Origin of the sequence: Rhodopila sp. (assembly GCF_965277165.1) — a bacterium.
Classification (GTDB): domain Bacteria; phylum Pseudomonadota; class Alphaproteobacteria; order Acetobacterales; family Acetobacteraceae; genus Rhodopila.
In genome coordinates this window covers 726,410-740,890 of the sequence record NZ_CBDICE010000005.1, presented here as the reverse complement: position 1 = coordinate 740,890, position 14,481 = coordinate 726,410, and the positions used below count along the sequence as shown (strand labels likewise).

Here is a 14,481-nt window from a genome sequence, read left to right as displayed (position 1 = left end):
CCACATGGGGTCAGCCAGGGAATCGGCCGTTCTGTCCAAAATGCCTGACGCAATCGCGTTTTTCGCTCGCCCCAGATAGCAGGGTATTGGTAAATAATTAGTTTCCAAAACCCATCGAATTTGTCCGCCGCATCGCCACGGGCGAACCGAGCCCCTCAGCCCTGAGTGGACGCTCCCGGCACGCCGGCCGGGCGCAGCGCCTCGGTCCATTCGACCTCGGTCCGCGCCAGCGCAATACCATGATAGGCCAGCGCCGGACCCAACAGCGCATTCGGGTTGGTCGAAGCCATGCCCAGCGCGGCGGCAACATCCGCCAGCTTCCAGGCCACGACATTGCGCACCGCCTGATCCAGGCACAGTGCCGATCCGGCCAGCGTCGCGCTGCCCGGCACCCGGACCGCCCCGTCCGGTGTATGCTCGATCGTCATGCCGGCGAAGCCGTAAAGCCCGAACGCAGCCGCGGCCGCCGCCGTGGCGTCCGTCACCAGGATCGACCGCCGCGCCGTCTTGCCTCGGATCAACACCTTCAACACGCCGGCCGGGATGTGAATCCCGTCGGCGATGAAGCTGGCGCTCAGTCGATCCTCGCCCAGTTGCGCCATCAACGGATTGAGGAATTTCGGCTGCGGCTGCGCCAGCGCGTTGCCCAGATGCGTGCTGAGCGTGGCCCCCGCCTCGGCCGCGCGCGCGGTCACGGCGGCATCAGCCGCGCTATGCCCCATTGCCACCACCATGCCGCGCGAGCGCGCCCAGCCGATTAGCGGCATCGCGCCAGGACGTTCAGGCGCCAGCGTCAACAGCAGGATCGGCCGGCGCAGGCCCTTGCAAAGCCGCTCCAGCACCCCCGGGTCGGGCGCGATCATCGCCCCCGGCGGGTGGCACCCGGCATAGCCCGGCGCCGGATTGAGGAACGGTCCCTCCAGATGGAAACCAGGCACCATCATCCCGCCCAGCCGGCTGCTCGCGACGGCGTTGTCGAGCGCCGCAAGCCGTGCGGCCAAGGTCGCTTCGTCAGCGGTGATCAACGTCGGCAGGCAATGGGTGACGTTGCTTCGCCGCATCGCCTCCAGCGCATGATCGAGCCCCGGCGCGGTCAGCCCGACATCGTTGAAGTCCACCCCTGCGTAACCGTTGACCTGCAGGTCGGTAAGGCCATGCGACTGCATGATGTCGCTCTGACCGAGCGGCAAACCCAAGTCAAGCAAAGCCGCCGCATCGGTCAGGCCAGCCAGTCTCGTAAAAGCTGCCAAGCCGCGCTTGCCCTGGGTTGCCGGGCCGCCGCCGCTGGTCGAAGGTCGGGACATGGCGTAATCGCAGTGGACGACCTGGCTCGAGAGGCCAGAATAGCCGCCGCGCGTAACAGAATAAGGGACAAATTCCGATTTACATAGAATGTCTTTCCGACATCAATACGTTCTCGTGCCCAGGAAGCGCACGGTACATCGTTGCGTCATCGGGATGCATATGTTAGGGCACCATTTGGACTGGCGCGGATCTCTGGGGCCGAAAACCAATGATGCACTACCCAATGACGCCAATCCTGCTCGGCGCCATGGGGGCGCTGCTCTGCGCGACGATGATCGGATCGCTCGCCACCGCCCTTGGCTTCCCGTTACCGCCAAACGACCGCAGGATCGGCTGTATCGACGGACTGCGCGGCTATCTCGCCCTGTTCGTCCTGGTGCACCACTTCGTCATATGGATCCAGATCGTTCGCCTGCACGGAAAATGGGCGGCGCCAACCGTCAACCTGTTGAACAATTTCGGTGCCGGCGGAGTTGCGCTGTTCTTCATGACCAGCGCCCTGGTGTTCTACCCCCGGGTCCTGGCCGGCTTCAGAGCCACCTCCTGGGTGACGACATACATCACCCGGGTTTTCCGTATCATTCCGCTGCTGGCGATCTCGCTGTTGCTGATGTCGCTCATCATCGCGCTCCGCACCGGCAATCGCCCCAACCTCCACACCATCAAGGATGTGCTCGAGTGGATCACCTCTTGGGCGCAGCCGTCCATTATGGGTTATGCCGATACGGGTCGGCTCGACGCCTACGTTCCTTGGTCGCTCTGGTATGAGTGGATGTTCTACCTCTTCGTCCTGCCGGCATGCGCCTTCGCCATGGACGCGACGCGCGGGCGCGGGCCGACCTGGACGCTGCCGGTCACCGTTCTGCTGATCTCACTCTGCGTCAGGCCGCTCCATCCGCTGGGCGGATTGTCCCGATATCTGCCGCTCTTCATCGTCGGCATGCTCGCCTATGAGGCGCAGCGGACCGAAACCATCCGACGCATACTCAGCGCCAAGTGGATGGCCGTGCCCGCCGCCATCTCCCTGGTTGCCGGCCTCATCAGCGCGCCCACGCCATACGGGGCCCCGCAACTGGCGCTGATCGGGTTTTTCTTCGCCACCGTCGCCTGCGGCAACGACTTCGGCGGAGCCTTTCAGACCAAAGGCGCACGCGCGCTGGGTGAGTGCTCCTATGGCATCTACCTCCTGCACGGGATCGCCTTGAACCTGCTCTTCGTCGAGGGCGCAAGCTTCACCGAACGCTTCTCCACCGCCCAAGTCTTCGCCCTGCTGCCTGTCGTCGCCGCTGCGGTGGCCGGCGTCACGCTGTTGACCTATCTCTTGATCGAACGGCCGCTGATCCGCGCAGGCAGCCGCCTCGCGAGGTTTGCCACAAAACAAAACCTGCGGATCGACAGCCCGCAAGTCGAGGCGGCGCCTTGATCAAGCGGCTCGCCTCCGTCTCGATCAGCATGCGCTCAGTCGATCCACCATCCGACGCGTCCCACGGACCTGCTGCCCGATCCCGGCGCGCGATCGCCTTTGGAGGCATCACCAAAGGATTGAATCGCCCGTCAAAACAATGACTCGCGCGGCGTTATCGGGTCAGCCAGACGCGATAGTGCCCTAACTGTCGGACAGCCGCTCCACCGCCCCGACCAGCGTGCTGAAGCTGAACGGCTTCTGCAAAAACACTGCCGGATCGCTCAACCTCTGAGCCTGGGCCAGTTTGGTCGGCTTGCCCGACATGAACACCACCGGGATGCCGGGATGGGCGCGTCGAGCCGCCAACGCCAGATCGATCCCGTCCCGCCGCCCGGGCAGGTTGATGTCGGTCACCACCAGCCGCAGGCTCGCCAGGTCGAGCAATTCGACCGCGGCATCCGCCGACGCAGCCTCGATGATCTGAAAGCCCTCATCACGCAGAACCTCGACCAGCATCTCGCGAATTTCGCTTTCGTCCTCAACCACCAGGATGCATGTCATTACGCGGCCCTTGAACCTTCCCCAATTCAATCCAGACGTGTAATACTATCGGTGCTGCTAGGCACGAAAAAGCAAGATATGGCCTGAATTTTTTTTCAAAAATGCACGGAGTTTTGACCATTGGGCGTCCGCTAAATTACACGGCACAGTTGCATTTCCTCGACGCGCGACCCCGCCATCGCCCCTATCCGATCCACGCGTATGCCCAGAACGCGCGTCAGCCCCGAAGCGCCGCTCGGATCGCCGCCCGCACCGCCTCCGGCTGCCCCTCCACCGCCCGTGCAACCGCGCGCATCTGGCCACGCAGCGTATAAACCTGGTCGAGCAACGACAGCACCAGCGGCACGGTCTCCTCCGGCACCGCCATCGCATGGCGGAAATCGTGGATCAGCCGCACCCTGGCGATGTCGATCTCCTGGAACACCCAGTCCGGTTCGGCGCCTTCGGGACGCACCCAGCCGCGTTCCACCCAGGTGTGCAATTCGGTCTCCGGCAGGTCCGAGAATAATGCCGCGACAGCAGTGAAGCGCATCATGTTCCCTCCCTCGGGTTGAAGCTGCCCCGCGGCGTCCACGTCTTCAGAAACGCCGCCAGGTCCGGCTCGTCCCCCGGCGGCACCACGACCCGCAACTGCACGAACTGGTGGCCCTGGCGGATGCCCTTGCCGCGCAGCCGCAGCCGCGTGCCGCTGCCCGAACCCGGTGGCACCGACACCCGCACCGGCCCATGGATCGTCGGCACCTCCAGCGAGGCGCCCAGCACCGCCTCCTTCAGCGACACCGCCACCTCGCTGACGATGTCGTCGCCATCACGATGAAACCGCGCATCCGGCGCCACCGTGATCTCGATCAGCGCATCCCCCGCCGCGGCGCCGTTGAACCCCGCACCACCCTGGCCGCGCAGCCGCAGCACATGACCGTCCTCGGTGCCCGCCGGAATGCGCACATCCAGCGTCTTGCCGTCAGGCAGCGCCAGCCGCCTTGTGGTGCCGCGCGCCGCATCGACGAAACCGACTGTCAACGAATACTGCATGTCGCGCCCGCCCATCGGCTGACCCGTCGCACCCCAGTCGGAGTGGCGCCCGCCCTGGCCGAACGCCTGGGCGAAAAACCCCTCCAGGTCCTCACGGCTGAACCCGCCGGCCGGCTGGTAGCGGTCCTGCCCCGGCGTGTCGCGGTAATATTGCCGCTGCTGGCCCACCTCGTGCCCCTCGGCATCGATCTCGCCGCGATCGAACCGCGCCCGCTTGTCCGTGTCGGACAGCAGATCGTACGCCGAACTGATCTCGGCGAACCGGGCCGCCGCGTCCGGCTTGTCCGGATTGACGTCGGGGTGATGCCGCTTCGCCAGCTTGCGGTAGGCGGCCCTGATCGCTGCCTCATCGTCGGTGCGCTGCACGCCCAGGATCTGGTATGGATCTTTCATCGCCACCGATCGCTTGCCACCCGACCGCCCAACCTCGTCGCGCCATGGCGGCGTAACCAGGCTCGGCCCACCACACTGGGACCGCCGCCGAAGCCAATCAAGTGCCGGTCCATCGCGGTTGGCGTTTGGCCAGGAAGGCGTCGATCCCCTCCGCCGCGTCGCGCGCCAGCATGTTGCGCGTCATCACCCCCGAGGCGTAGTCATACGCCGACGCCAGGTCCATCTCGGCCTGGCGATAGAACGCCTGCTTGCCGATCGCCACCGTCAGCGGACTCTTCGCCGCGATCCGCCCCGCCAGCGCCCGCGTCGCCGCGCTCACCTCCGCCCCATCCACCACCCGGTTGATCAAACCGAGCTCGGCGGCCCGCGCCGCCGATATCAGCTCGCCGGTCAGCAGCATCTCCATCGCCGCCTTGCGCCCCACCGATCGCGACAGCGCCACCATCGGCGTCGAGCAGAACAGCCCGATATCCACCCCCGGCGTGGCGAACCGCGCGGTCTCGGCGGCAACCGCCAGATCGGCCGAGGCAACCAACTGGCAGCCCGCCGCCGTCGCCACGCCATGCACCTGCGCGATCACCGGCTTGGGCAGCCCGACGATGCGCTGCATCAGCCGAGAGCACAGCGCGAACACCGCCTCATACGCCGCCCGCGTCGGCGTGGCCCGCAGCTCCCGCAGATCGTGACCGGCGCAGAACGCCGGACCGTTGCCGGCAATGATCACCACTTTCACCGACTGGTCCTCTGCAATGGAGCCGAGTTCAGCGTCCAGCGCCTCCATCAGCCCGATCGAAAGCGCGTTCCGGGCGTCCGGCCGGTTCAATGTCAGGGTGGCGATGTCGTCGCTGTCGTGGCGAAGCAGAATTTCCGGCATGATAGATCAAGCATATCGCACAAGCGCACCGAGTGGAACGTCCAAGCCCCGCGTCCCCCAACGGGACAACCCCAACAGCCGGAGCATGTTCAGCGGAACGCCGAACAATCTACGCCGGAAGGACACCTCGATGCCCAACAGCCGCCCCCAACCGCGCGGCGAATTATCGCTCCGCACCGTTGCGATGCCGGCCGATACCAACCCCGCGGGCGACATCTTCGGGGGCTGGATCATGTCGCTGATGGACCTCGCCGCCGGCATCGCCGCCGGCACGCGGGCCAAGGGCAGAGTCGCCACCGCCGCGGTGTCGAACCTCAGCTTCCTGCAACCGGTCAAGGTCGGCGACGTCGTCTGCGTCTATACCGAGGTCAGCAAGACCGGCCGGACCTCGGTCACGATCGGCGTCGAGGCCTACGTGCTGCGCCGTAACCAGGGCGAGCGGGTGCGGGTGACCGCGGCCGAATTCGTCCTCGTGGCGGTAGATGATCACGGCACCCCCAGGGTGCTGCCAGGGGTGCTGCCGCCGGCCTGACCCGTGCGTCCGCACCCACCTCGAACCGCGCGCACCAACCGTTCCGCCAGCGCTGCCGGGATTCCAGCATCGATCAGCGGGCCAGCATCGATTGGCGGGTCGCCATCCAGCAATCTGCCGTCGCGCACCGAGGCTGCCAACAAGGCAATCGCCGCTTCCAGCCGATCCGGATCGATCCGCACCGTCTGCCACTTCGCGGCGTCCGGCGCCGCGGTCACGAACGGCTTCAATCGCAGCTTGGCGCGATGGTCCTCGACCCCGGCTCGGTCGTGCATGTTCAGGCCGCGGTAGTAACGTTTCTGCCACTGATCCGCCGGCGACGAAGGCGGCCGCTGCGCCACCGCGGCCTGAAATTCGTTTCTCGACTTGCTCCACGCCGCGAACTGGCTGGCCGCTTCCGGATCGTCTTCCAAGGCAACGAATTTTGGGTTCATCCGCTCCAGCGCGTCACGCTCCGTCGGCTGTATGAAGCAGATCGGGTCCCCCGCCTCGAACCGCACCCAATGGTTGCGCCGCAGAAACCGCCAGTTCATCGTGAAGGTATAGGGCGACCAATCGGTCTCGATCACCCCCGACAACGCCGCTACCCCCTCCTTGGCCCAATTCGGCGACCCACCAACCATCAGGTTCCATCCGGGCGGTGTGCGGAACAACGCCTGGATGTGGATGGTGAAGGTTGCTTGCCCGAACAGCGACACCGGCGCCGACGCGCTCGGCATGCCGTCATCCGCCCGGATGATCACGTCCGCGGTCGAGGCCCCGCCGCGCCAATACGCCTCGAAGCCGACCGGCGTCAGGATTTCCCAGCCATGCGCATTGGCGATGTTCAGCGGCAGGCAGCGATAGGCGAAGGCCTCAGGCGTGGCGTCCATCCAGGCACGCGTGGGTTCGGCGGGGCGGATCAACGGCTGCCACCCCTTGTGCAGGTAGCAAAGGAAATCCATTGCTTGGCTCCAACGGTTGCCCGCCAGCCTATGTCAAACCGCGATCGGTCAACGCAAGCCGAAACCATCCGCCAGCCCAATGCAATACCGCGAACATCTATATAAGGACGGGTTTTCTCGCCGCTTCGGTCCGCTGCCAAACCAGATCGCGACCAGTTACGACGCGGACTATAAGCACAATATAGGAAATATTACTTGACAACCCCGCGCCACCCCCGCTACAACACACCCCAGCCAACAACCCCCGGCCGATCATGTCCGCCACCACAACCGAACCACGCCCGACGTCGAGCCTCGACTTCCAGCCCGGCGACATCCTGCTCCAGCTGATCGTCACCCTGCTGGCGCCGATGTTCCTCGCGGTCTGCCGCGGCAACCTCGACTTCGCCCGCATCGCGGCGCTGCAGACCGTCGACGCCTACCGCGCCCGCAGCCACGTCGACCTGATCGCGGTCGCCCAGATCGTCGCCCACGGCCTGGCCTCGGTCAGCGCCGCCTGCCTGTCGATGGCGGACGATATCTCGCTCGCGATGACCCTGCGGCTGCGCGCCAGCGCCAATGCCTCGGACCGCGCCTGCGACCGCGCCCGCCGGGCGCTGCAAAACACCCGCGCCAGCCCAGCCGCCGACCCGGTGTTCGCCCCCGCCCCGACCCGCGACCTCACCCCCGACCCCGAGGCCGACCGCAAGGACGCCGAGGTGATCGCCCGCCTCGCCGCCGTGCGCCAGCAGGGTGAGGCGCTGCTGGCCCGCCACGCCGCCGCCCGTCCCGCCGCCCCGGCCCCCGCCGCGCCAAGCCCCGCCGCGATCGCCGATCCGGCGCCAACCCCCACCGCGCCGCCTCCCGCCGCGATCGCCGCTCAGGCGCCAACCCCCGTCGCGGCCGCCGCTCAGGCTCCAACCTCCGCTGCGGCCGCCCCAACTCCAGCAATCCCAACTCCGGCAATCCCAACGCCGGCAATCCCGACCCCGGCAACCTCGGCCGATCCCGCAACCCCGGTCGCCAAAACCCCCCGCCAAACCACCCCGACCCCGGCAGTCCCAGCAGTCCCGGCAACCCCAACCCCCGCCACCGCCGACGCCGAACCCAGCGCAGAAGAATTCCAGCAACTCTGGGGCGCCGCGATGACCGTGGTCGCCAACGAATACTCCGCCAGCATGGCCGACCTGCCGCCAGCCGAACGCGACGCCGCCCGCGCCCGCGCCGACGTGCTGACCAAAGCCGCCGCCGACCTGTTCTCCGGCAACGTCCCGCCCCGCCTCAGGTCAGGCGACCTCGGCACCGCCATCCCGCCGAACCGCTGAACCGCCGCGGCACCGCCCAACCGGGGCCGACCGAATCGCGCAAGCCGAAACCACCGACCGCTCCGCCACCCACGACGGCTGCCGTCATGACGGCGGCCGCGCCGCCGGCAAACGTTTCGCCTTCTCCCTGCCTGAATCATGGCGCTTGGTTCATGGCATCGCATGACTGTATCCGATACTCATGGTTCAAATCCGGAATGAGGACGCGACTTGCCCGCTGCACCCCCGACCCAGATACCCCCGACCACGACCCCGGCCAACCACAACCGCCCCGGCCCGAACCGTCCGCCAGCCGGCCAACCGGTTCACCGACCGGGGCGCCCCCAAGGCGCCACCGAGGCCTTCGCCCTCGGCAGCTTCCTCGCCCGCTGGAGCAGTCTCGCGGCGCACGACCTGTCGGCCTCGGAATCGGCCACCATGACGCTGCCCACCCTGCTGGCGATGGCCCAGCCCGACGACGCCGCGCGCTGGGCCGCGCTCGATCTCGATTACAGCCATCCGCGCGGCGCAGCCTGGCTGCGCGCCGAAATCGCCACCCGCTACCGCGCCCTCGACCCCGACAACATCGTCTGCTGTGCCGGAGCGCAGGAAGGTCTCACCTGTGTCGCCAACGCCATACTCGACCCTGACGACCACGCCATCGTGGTGCTGCCGATCTATCAACCGTCGGAATGGGCGCTCACCTCGGTCTGCGCCACCACCGGCGTCGCCTTGCACGACCAGGGGCAGGATAAGAGACAGGACCGCGGCCGCTGGCGGCTCGACATCGACCGCCTCGCCGCCGCCATCCGCCGCGAAACCAAGCTGGTGCTGATCAACTTCCCCAACAGCCCGAGCGGAGCCCAGATCGACGCCCACTCGCTCGCCGCGCTGATCGCGCTCTGCCGTCACTACGGCCTGTGGCTGGTGAACGACGAGGTCTATCGCTTGACCACGCTCGATCCCACCTGCGATCCACCGCCGATCGCCGCGCTCTACGAACGCGGCATCTCGATCAACTCGCTGTCCAAGGGCTACGGGCTGGCCGGTCTGCGCACCGGCTGGATCGCCTGCCAGGATCGCGTACTGCTGGCCAAGGTGCTGCTGGCCAAAAGCGCTCTGTCCAGTTGCGTGGCCGCGCCGAACGAGGTGCTCGCCCACATCGCGCTGCGCGCCGAGGCCCCGATCGTGGCGCGCAACCGATCCATCGCGCAGGCGAACCTGGCTTTGCTGCAAGCCTGCCTGACCCGTCACGGCCAGATTTTCGAACTCGCCGAACCCAACAACCTGGCGTTCTACGCCCCACGCACCCGCCTTTCCGCCGACGCCACCGACCTCGCCACCCGCTTGGCCGACGCCGCCGGCGTCCTGCTGCTGCCCTGGGCGCTGTGGCGATCACCGCTGGCCGAGGTGCCAACCGATCGGCTGCGCATCGGTCTCGGCGGCAGGGCGATGGCAACGGCCGTAGCGGCGCTGGACGACTACCTGGTCCGCCATGTCACGCCGGCCGAGGCTCACCCATGGTGATGCCCGCCGCCATGCCGCCGCCCGCATGCCGCCGCCCGCTTGCCGCGCCATGATGCCGCCGCCATGCCGCCGCCATGATGCCGCCGCCATGACGCCGCCCCGATGATGCTATTCGAGGACCCGCCCCAGAACCTGGCGCTGGCGCCCGGCGCGATGCTGCTCGGCCGCTTCGCCGAAACCGCCGACCGCGCACTGCTGGCCGCCTTGGCCCGCGTCGTCGCCGCCTCGCCGATCCGGCGCATGAACACCCCCAACGGCGGCCAGATGTCGGTCGGCATGACCAACTGCGGCGCCGCCGGCTGGGTCAGCGATCGCACCGGCTACCGCTATGACCGGCTCGACCCCGAAACCGGCCGGCCCTGGCCGGCGATGCCGCCAGGCTTCGCCGACCTCGCCACCCGCGCCGCCACGGCCGCCGGGTTCGCTGGCTTTGTGCCGGATGCCTGTCTGATCAACCGCTATACCGCGCAAACCCGGCTGTCGCTGCACCAGGACCACAACGAGCGCGACCTCGCGGCGCCCATCGTCTCGGTCTCGCTGGGCCTGCCGGCGGTGTTCGTGTGGGGCGGCCCGCGACGCGCAGATCGGCCGAGGCGCGTCCGCCTGGTGCATGGCGACGTCGTGGTCTGGGGCGGCCCGGCGCGCATGACCTTCCACGGCATCGACCCGCTGCGCGAGGGAGACCACGCCCTGACCGGCCCGGTTCGCTACAACCTGACCTTCCGTCGGGCGCTGTAAGCCAAAGCATGGTCGCGGCTTGGGCCGACCCTTCAAGGCGCGTCAATCCTGCGACGAGAGCATGATCGCGCTGGGCGGAACGTTCAAAGTGCGTGAATCATGCGACAAAACAAACAACTAAAGCGAGACGAAGACTTACCGCCGAATCGGCAGCGGACGCGGCAGCACCGGCACTGGCAAGACCGGCGGCACATGGGCGGGATCGAACGCCGGCCGCAGCAGCGTGGTGCCCCGAGGCCCCGCCACCGTCACCCCGGCATCGGTGATGCCCTTGACCTCATACTCGCCGATATGCGCGCCGCTCTGGGCGATGATCGGATGGCCCTTCGAGGCCGGCGCGAAGATCGCGACGCGCTGCGATTCGGTCACCACGACGCCGGTCAGGCGCGGCAGGCCGGCCACCCCGGCGGCGGCCACCTCGACCGGGCGGCGATCCTGGCTGAACAGCGGACGCGCCAGGATTTGCTCCAGCCAGGTGCCATGCCGATCCGGCGCCAGCGCTGTGTCGGTTGGCCCGATCTGCGCCAGGGCCCCGGTCCGACCCGTCGGTTCCGGTGCCGCGGTGCCGGCGCCGGTCACGATCTCGGCCGCGATCAACAGACACAGGCCCAGCGCCGCCACGCACAGCCCCACCGGCAAGCCGCGTCCCCAACCGATCATGATCCGCCGCCCCGCTCGGCCGGACGGAAGCCGTACAGCACCATCGAGGCCTGCACCGGCAGCACCGTCGGGTGGGTGACGATGCTGGCGCTATGGAAGTGGACGTCGTCGATCAGAATGCGGGTCGGGGATTGTTCGATCGAGCGCACCAGTTGCATCAGCACCGGCCAAGGGGCGTTCAGGCTGATCCGCAGCGAGACCTTGTGCCACGCCCCTGTCGGCACCGGCGGCAGGGTTTCCACCGCCGTCAGGCTGGCCCCGGCGGCGGCGGCCATCTTCTGGATGCGCTCCTGCAGGTCGGCCGCCGCCACCGCGTCGGAGCTGCCGGGCAGCATGATCGCCAGGCTGTCGTTTTGGCCGGGCCTAGCCTTCGCCGCCGCGCGCAGCGCCGGAAGCGTCGCTGCGACCTGGTGCATGCGCTGCAACAACGCCTGGCGCTGCTCAAGTACTACTGCTCGGTCGCTGAACCAGGACCGCACCGGATCGACCACGCCGAACCACGCCAGCGCCAGTGCCAACACGCCGACGCCCACCGCCAGCGCCTGGCCGCGCCGTCCGATCAGCCAGGCCTCCGCGGTCAAATCCAGGACTCCGGCCGGAAAACGCGTCTTGTATCGCCCATCATCGCGGCGGATCGCACCGCGACAAGCGCGAACCCCGCGCCGGTCCACCCCGCGCCGGTCCAATCCGAACCGGCCAACCCTGAACCGGCCGATATCGCCAACCCTGCGGCCAAACTGGCGGTCATGCCGGCAGCCCGGCGGCGCAAATACAGACGATCATCGATCGGCTCCCGGAGCACGGTCACGTCGAACGGAACCCGCAACCCGCGACGATCGTGCGCTCAAACAATGATTTTGCTTGCGTCTATCGACCTTGCCCCGCCCGAACGCCAATCGAGAGTGCGCGAGCCCGGCCGGCCGGCTACAGCGGGATATACTGAACCCGATCACGCCGGGTCAGCAGCGGCACCGCCTGTTGCAGGATCATGGTCTTGAAATGCGGCGTGTGCTGGTGAGCCTCGAACGCGGCGGCGTCCTTGAAAACTTCATAGAACAGGAACTGCCCTGGATTGCTGCTGCATTGGTTGACCATCAGTAACTCCAGCCCGGGCTCGCCGCGCGCCGCGGGGACGAAGCGGGCGATGATCGCGGCCGCGGCGGCCGCCTCACCGTCGCGCACGTCCCAGGTCACGGTGAACGCAAGCCTCTGGTCGGCCAGTCTGGGGTCGGCCAGCCTCGGGTCGGAATTCGTCATCGGCACGTTGACCTCCTGATCGGAATGAACGGTGCCGATTGTAGGCCAGCCGCCGCCCACCCGCATCGCATGGCGCTTCGGCGGCGGTCGAAGCGATCGCCACCAACGACGTCAGCTCGCGCGAACCGCCCAGTCGTGGTTGTGCACCAGGCCGTCGTCGTGGTCGTGCGCCGGGCGGGTCTCGCCCGCGCCGCGCCGCCACGACTGGTTCGACGTCGCCAGGCTGTCACCGCAATGGCCATGCGTGGCCGAGGCCTGGCGTGTGCAGGGATAGGCTTCCTCGGCGGTGACCGCCCAATGGTGATTGTGCACCAGCCCATCATCGAACCGCTCTGCCCGGCGAGCGAATCCGCCAATGCCGTCGGGTGCATACAGGGGTGTGGTCAAGCACATCGGGCGCATCACTGGTTCCTCCGCATCGTTGTATGACGGTGAATAATTGACATTGCAGGCGCGAATGCGAAGCCCTATTCCGCGTGAAACCAAGCAATTCTGTCGCCGATTTCACTGACACCGGCGACAATCTGTAAAGGATGTAAAGCACATGAGCCGAACGCTGATCGGGCGGACGGTGCGCCGCCTGCGAACCGAACGGGCATTGTCGCAGCAGGCCCTGGCGACCCGGTTGGGGATCTCGGCCAGCTACCTCAACCTGATCGAGCACGACCAGCGCGCCGTCACCGCCTCGCTGCTGATCAAGCTGGCCGAGACCCTGCGCGTCGATCTCGGCGAACTGTCCGGCACCCAGGAACGCCAGTTGCACGTCGGCCTGCGCGAGGCGTTCGCCGACCCGCTGCTCGGTGCCGAGGATGTCGCCGAGGCCGAGGTCGAGGCGCTGGCCGCCGGCAGTCCGACCGCGGCCCGCGCCGTGCTGGCGCTATATCGCGCCTGGCGGGTGGCGCGTGAGGACGCCAATGGCATCGCCCTGCCGTCGGGCCGGCGTATCCTGCTGCCGAACGAAGAGGTGCGCGACTTCTTCGACGACCGCGCCAACCACTTCCCGCCGCTGGAGCAGGCCGCCGAGGCGCTGGCCGCCGATCTGGCCCCCAGCGCCCCGGCCGAGATGAACCACGCGATCGCCGAACGGCTGCGCGGCGTGCACGGCGTGCGCGTCACCGTGCAGCCGCTGGAGGCGGCGCTGCGGCGCTACGACCCGGCCACCCGCGGCCTGGCGCTGTCGGAATCGCTGCCGCGCGAGAGCCGCGGCTTCCACATGGCATTTCAATTGGCGATGCTGGAGACCCGCGAGGCGGTCGAGGCGGTGCTGAAGCAGGCCGCGCCATCCACCCCCGAGGCCGCCATGCTGATGCGCATCGGCCTGCTGAACTACGTCGCCGGCGCGCTGGTGATGCCGTATGCCGCGTTCCACGCCGCGGCGTCGGGGCTGCGCCACGACATGGAGGCGGTGGCGGCACGCTTCGGCGTGTCGTTCGAGCAGGCCTGCCACCGGCTGTCCAGCCTGCAGCGGCCGGGCGCGCGTGGCGTGCCGTTCTTCTTCCTGCGCGTCGATCCGGCCGGCAACGTGTCGAAGCGGTTCTCCGCCGCCGGCTTCCCGTTCGCCCGCTTCGGCGGATCGTGCCCGCGCTGGGTGGTGCACACCGCGTTCTCCCAGCCCGGTTCGGTGCAGGTGCAGGTGGCGGAACTGCCCGACGGGGCGGCGTATCTGTGCTTCGCCCAGGCGGTCGCCCAGCCGGTGGTGCGCTGGGGTGAGCCGCGGCCGATCCATGTGGTGGCGATGGGCTGCGCGCTGACCAACGCCGCCGAGGTGGTCTACGCCGACGGCCTCGACCTCGACCGATCTCGGGTCGGCATCGGCCTGTCGTGCCGGCTGTGCGACCGGCCGGACTGCGGCAGCCGGGCGTTTCCGCCGCTGGAGCACCGTCTGTCGCTGGATCCGCTGACCGCCGGTGCGTCACCATATCGATTCGAGGCCAGGGCACGCTAACGCGGCCGATGCTGCACCGGCCGCG

16 protein-coding genes are annotated in these 14,481 nt (G+C 68.0%); 6 read left to right on the top strand and 10 right to left on the bottom strand.

What is annotated here, in order from left to right; all coding sequences use genetic code 11:
• Positions 1–155: 155 nt before the first annotated feature.
• A complete protein-coding gene (locus ACQY4Y_RS04095; protein ID WP_428489283.1) occupies positions 156–1,304 on the bottom strand; it encodes an N-acetylglucosamine-6-phosphate deacetylase in 1,149 nt (382 codons plus the stop codon).
• A 248-nt stretch (positions 1,305–1,552) separates the two neighbouring features.
• Between ACQY4Y_RS04095 and ACQY4Y_RS04090 the strand changes: the two genes are divergently transcribed.
• Positions 1,553–2,728: an acyltransferase family protein gene (locus tag ACQY4Y_RS04090; RefSeq protein ID WP_428489282.1), complete on the top strand. Its 1,176-nt coding sequence runs from the start codon at positions 1,553–1,555 to the stop codon at positions 2,726–2,728.
• Between the two features lie 183 nt (positions 2,729–2,911).
• On the opposite strand, the gene ACQY4Y_RS04085 is transcribed toward ACQY4Y_RS04090, so the two are convergent.
• The 4 genes from ACQY4Y_RS04085 to ACQY4Y_RS04070 all read right to left on the bottom strand — a co-directional run bounded on the left by ACQY4Y_RS04085 (position 2,912) and on the right by ACQY4Y_RS04070 (position 5,570).
• The gene (locus tag ACQY4Y_RS04085; RefSeq protein WP_428489281.1) at positions 2,912–3,271 is read right to left on the bottom strand and encodes a response regulator; all 360 of its coding nucleotides are present in this window, start codon (positions 3,269–3,271) and stop codon (positions 2,912–2,914) included.
• Positions 3,272–3,488: 217 nt separating this feature from the next.
• Complete coding sequence (locus ACQY4Y_RS04080) at positions 3,489–3,803, bottom strand: chaperone modulator CbpM (protein WP_428489280.1); 315 nt, start codon at positions 3,801–3,803, stop codon at positions 3,489–3,491.
• On the bottom strand, positions 3,803–4,696 hold the full coding sequence (locus ACQY4Y_RS04075) for a DnaJ C-terminal domain-containing protein (protein ID WP_428489279.1): 894 nt from the start codon (positions 4,694–4,696) through the stop codon (positions 3,803–3,805). The genes ACQY4Y_RS04080 and ACQY4Y_RS04075 overlap by 1 nt, the downstream gene beginning before the upstream one ends.
• A gap of 97 nt (positions 4,697–4,793) precedes the next feature.
• Positions 4,794–5,570, bottom strand: a complete 777-nt coding sequence (locus ACQY4Y_RS04070) for an enoyl-CoA hydratase (protein WP_428489278.1) — start codon at positions 5,568–5,570, stop codon at positions 4,794–4,796.
• Positions 5,571–5,700: 130 nt separating this feature from the next.
• On the opposite strand from ACQY4Y_RS04070, the gene ACQY4Y_RS04065 reads away from it, so the two are divergent.
• Positions 5,701–6,102: an acyl-CoA thioesterase gene (locus ACQY4Y_RS04065; protein ID WP_428489277.1), complete on the top strand. Its 402-nt coding sequence runs from the start codon at positions 5,701–5,703 to the stop codon at positions 6,100–6,102.
• Here ACQY4Y_RS04065 and ACQY4Y_RS04060 read toward each other — a convergent pair.
• A complete protein-coding gene (locus ACQY4Y_RS04060; protein WP_428489276.1) occupies positions 6,057–7,046 on the bottom strand; it encodes a DUF6065 family protein in 990 nt (329 codons plus the stop codon). The genes ACQY4Y_RS04065 and ACQY4Y_RS04060 overlap by 46 nt on opposite strands.
• Positions 7,047–7,300: 254 nt before the next feature.
• Here ACQY4Y_RS04060 and ACQY4Y_RS04055 point away from each other — a divergent pair, with 254 nt between their 5' ends.
• The 3 genes from ACQY4Y_RS04055 (at position 7,301) to alkB (ending at position 10,594) form a co-directional block, all read left to right on the top strand.
• Entirely contained in the window at positions 7,301–8,350 is a 1,050-nt protein-coding gene (locus ACQY4Y_RS04055) for a hypothetical protein (RefSeq protein WP_428489275.1), read from the top strand.
• A gap of 210 nt (positions 8,351–8,560) precedes the next feature.
• Positions 8,561–9,856 (top strand): pyridoxal phosphate-dependent aminotransferase, encoded by a 1,296-nt coding sequence (locus ACQY4Y_RS04050; RefSeq protein WP_428489274.1) that lies wholly within the window; start codon positions 8,561–8,563, stop codon positions 9,854–9,856.
• Between the two features lie 102 nt (positions 9,857–9,958).
• Positions 9,959–10,594 (top strand): DNA oxidative demethylase AlkB, encoded by a 636-nt coding sequence (gene alkB, locus ACQY4Y_RS04045; protein ID WP_428489273.1) that lies wholly within the window; start codon positions 9,959–9,961, stop codon positions 10,592–10,594.
• A gap of 135 nt (positions 10,595–10,729) precedes the next feature.
• Here the strand turns inward: alkB and ACQY4Y_RS04040 are convergent, their stop codons facing one another.
• The 4 genes from ACQY4Y_RS04040 to ACQY4Y_RS04025 all read right to left on the bottom strand — a co-directional run bounded on the left by ACQY4Y_RS04040 (position 10,730) and on the right by ACQY4Y_RS04025 (position 12,913).
• Positions 10,730–11,254 carry a hypothetical protein gene (locus ACQY4Y_RS04040; protein WP_428489272.1) on the bottom strand — a complete coding sequence of 175 codons (525 nt, stop codon included), beginning with the start codon at positions 11,252–11,254 and terminating at the stop codon, positions 10,730–10,732.
• Entirely contained in the window at positions 11,251–11,835 is a 585-nt protein-coding gene (gspM, locus tag ACQY4Y_RS04035) for a type II secretion system protein GspM (protein ID WP_428489271.1), read from the bottom strand. The genes ACQY4Y_RS04040 and gspM overlap by 4 nt, the downstream gene beginning before the upstream one ends.
• A gap of 343 nt (positions 11,836–12,178) precedes the next feature.
• Complete coding sequence (locus tag ACQY4Y_RS04030; protein WP_428489270.1) at positions 12,179–12,511, bottom strand: putative quinol monooxygenase; 333 nt, start codon at positions 12,509–12,511, stop codon at positions 12,179–12,181.
• Positions 12,512–12,622: 111 nt separating this feature from the next.
• Positions 12,623–12,913: a hypothetical protein gene (locus tag ACQY4Y_RS04025; protein WP_428489269.1), complete on the bottom strand. Its 291-nt coding sequence runs from the start codon at positions 12,911–12,913 to the stop codon at positions 12,623–12,625.
• A gap of 142 nt (positions 12,914–13,055) precedes the next feature.
• Here ACQY4Y_RS04025 and ACQY4Y_RS04020 point away from each other — a divergent pair, with 142 nt between their 5' ends.
• Positions 13,056–14,456, top strand: coding sequence for a helix-turn-helix domain-containing protein (locus ACQY4Y_RS04020; RefSeq protein WP_428489268.1), 1,401 nt, complete (start codon positions 13,056–13,058; stop codon positions 14,454–14,456).
• The last annotated feature ends 25 nt before the right edge of the window (positions 14,457–14,481 follow it).

Coding starts and splice junctions, on each gene's coding strand:
- ACQY4Y_RS04095 (WP_428489283.1), bottom strand. CDS start 1,304: ATGTCCCGACCTTCGACCAGCGGCGGCGGCCCGGCAACCCAGGGCAAG.
- ACQY4Y_RS04075 (WP_428489279.1), bottom strand. CDS start 4,696: ATGAAAGATCCATACCAGATCCTGGGCGTGCAGCGCACCGACGATGAG.
- ACQY4Y_RS04085 (WP_428489281.1), bottom strand. CDS start 3,271: ATGACATGCATCCTGGTGGTTGAGGACGAAAGCGAAATTCGCGAGATG.
- ACQY4Y_RS04055 (WP_428489275.1), top strand. CDS start 7,301: ATGTCCGCCACCACAACCGAACCACGCCCGACGTCGAGCCTCGACTTC.
- ACQY4Y_RS04060 (WP_428489276.1), bottom strand. CDS start 7,046: ATGGATTTCCTTTGCTACCTGCACAAGGGGTGGCAGCCGTTGATCCGC.
- ACQY4Y_RS04090 (WP_428489282.1), top strand. CDS start 1,553: ATGGGGGCGCTGCTCTGCGCGACGATGATCGGATCGCTCGCCACCGCC.
- ACQY4Y_RS04080 (WP_428489280.1), bottom strand. CDS start 3,803: ATGCGCTTCACTGCTGTCGCGGCATTATTCTCGGACCTGCCGGAGACC.
- alkB (WP_428489273.1), top strand. CDS start 9,959: ATGATGCTATTCGAGGACCCGCCCCAGAACCTGGCGCTGGCGCCCGGC.
- ACQY4Y_RS04040 (WP_428489272.1), bottom strand. CDS start 11,254: ATGATCGGTTGGGGACGCGGCTTGCCGGTGGGGCTGTGCGTGGCGGCG.
- ACQY4Y_RS04065 (WP_428489277.1), top strand. CDS start 5,701: ATGCCCAACAGCCGCCCCCAACCGCGCGGCGAATTATCGCTCCGCACC.
- ACQY4Y_RS04025 (WP_428489269.1), bottom strand. CDS start 12,913: ATGCGCCCGATGTGCTTGACCACACCCCTGTATGCACCCGACGGCATT.
- ACQY4Y_RS04030 (WP_428489270.1), bottom strand. CDS start 12,511: ATGACGAATTCCGACCCGAGGCTGGCCGACCCCAGACTGGCCGACCAG.
- ACQY4Y_RS04020 (WP_428489268.1), top strand. CDS start 13,056: ATGAGCCGAACGCTGATCGGGCGGACGGTGCGCCGCCTGCGAACCGAA.
- ACQY4Y_RS04070 (WP_428489278.1), bottom strand. CDS start 5,570: ATGCCGGAAATTCTGCTTCGCCACGACAGCGACGACATCGCCACCCTG.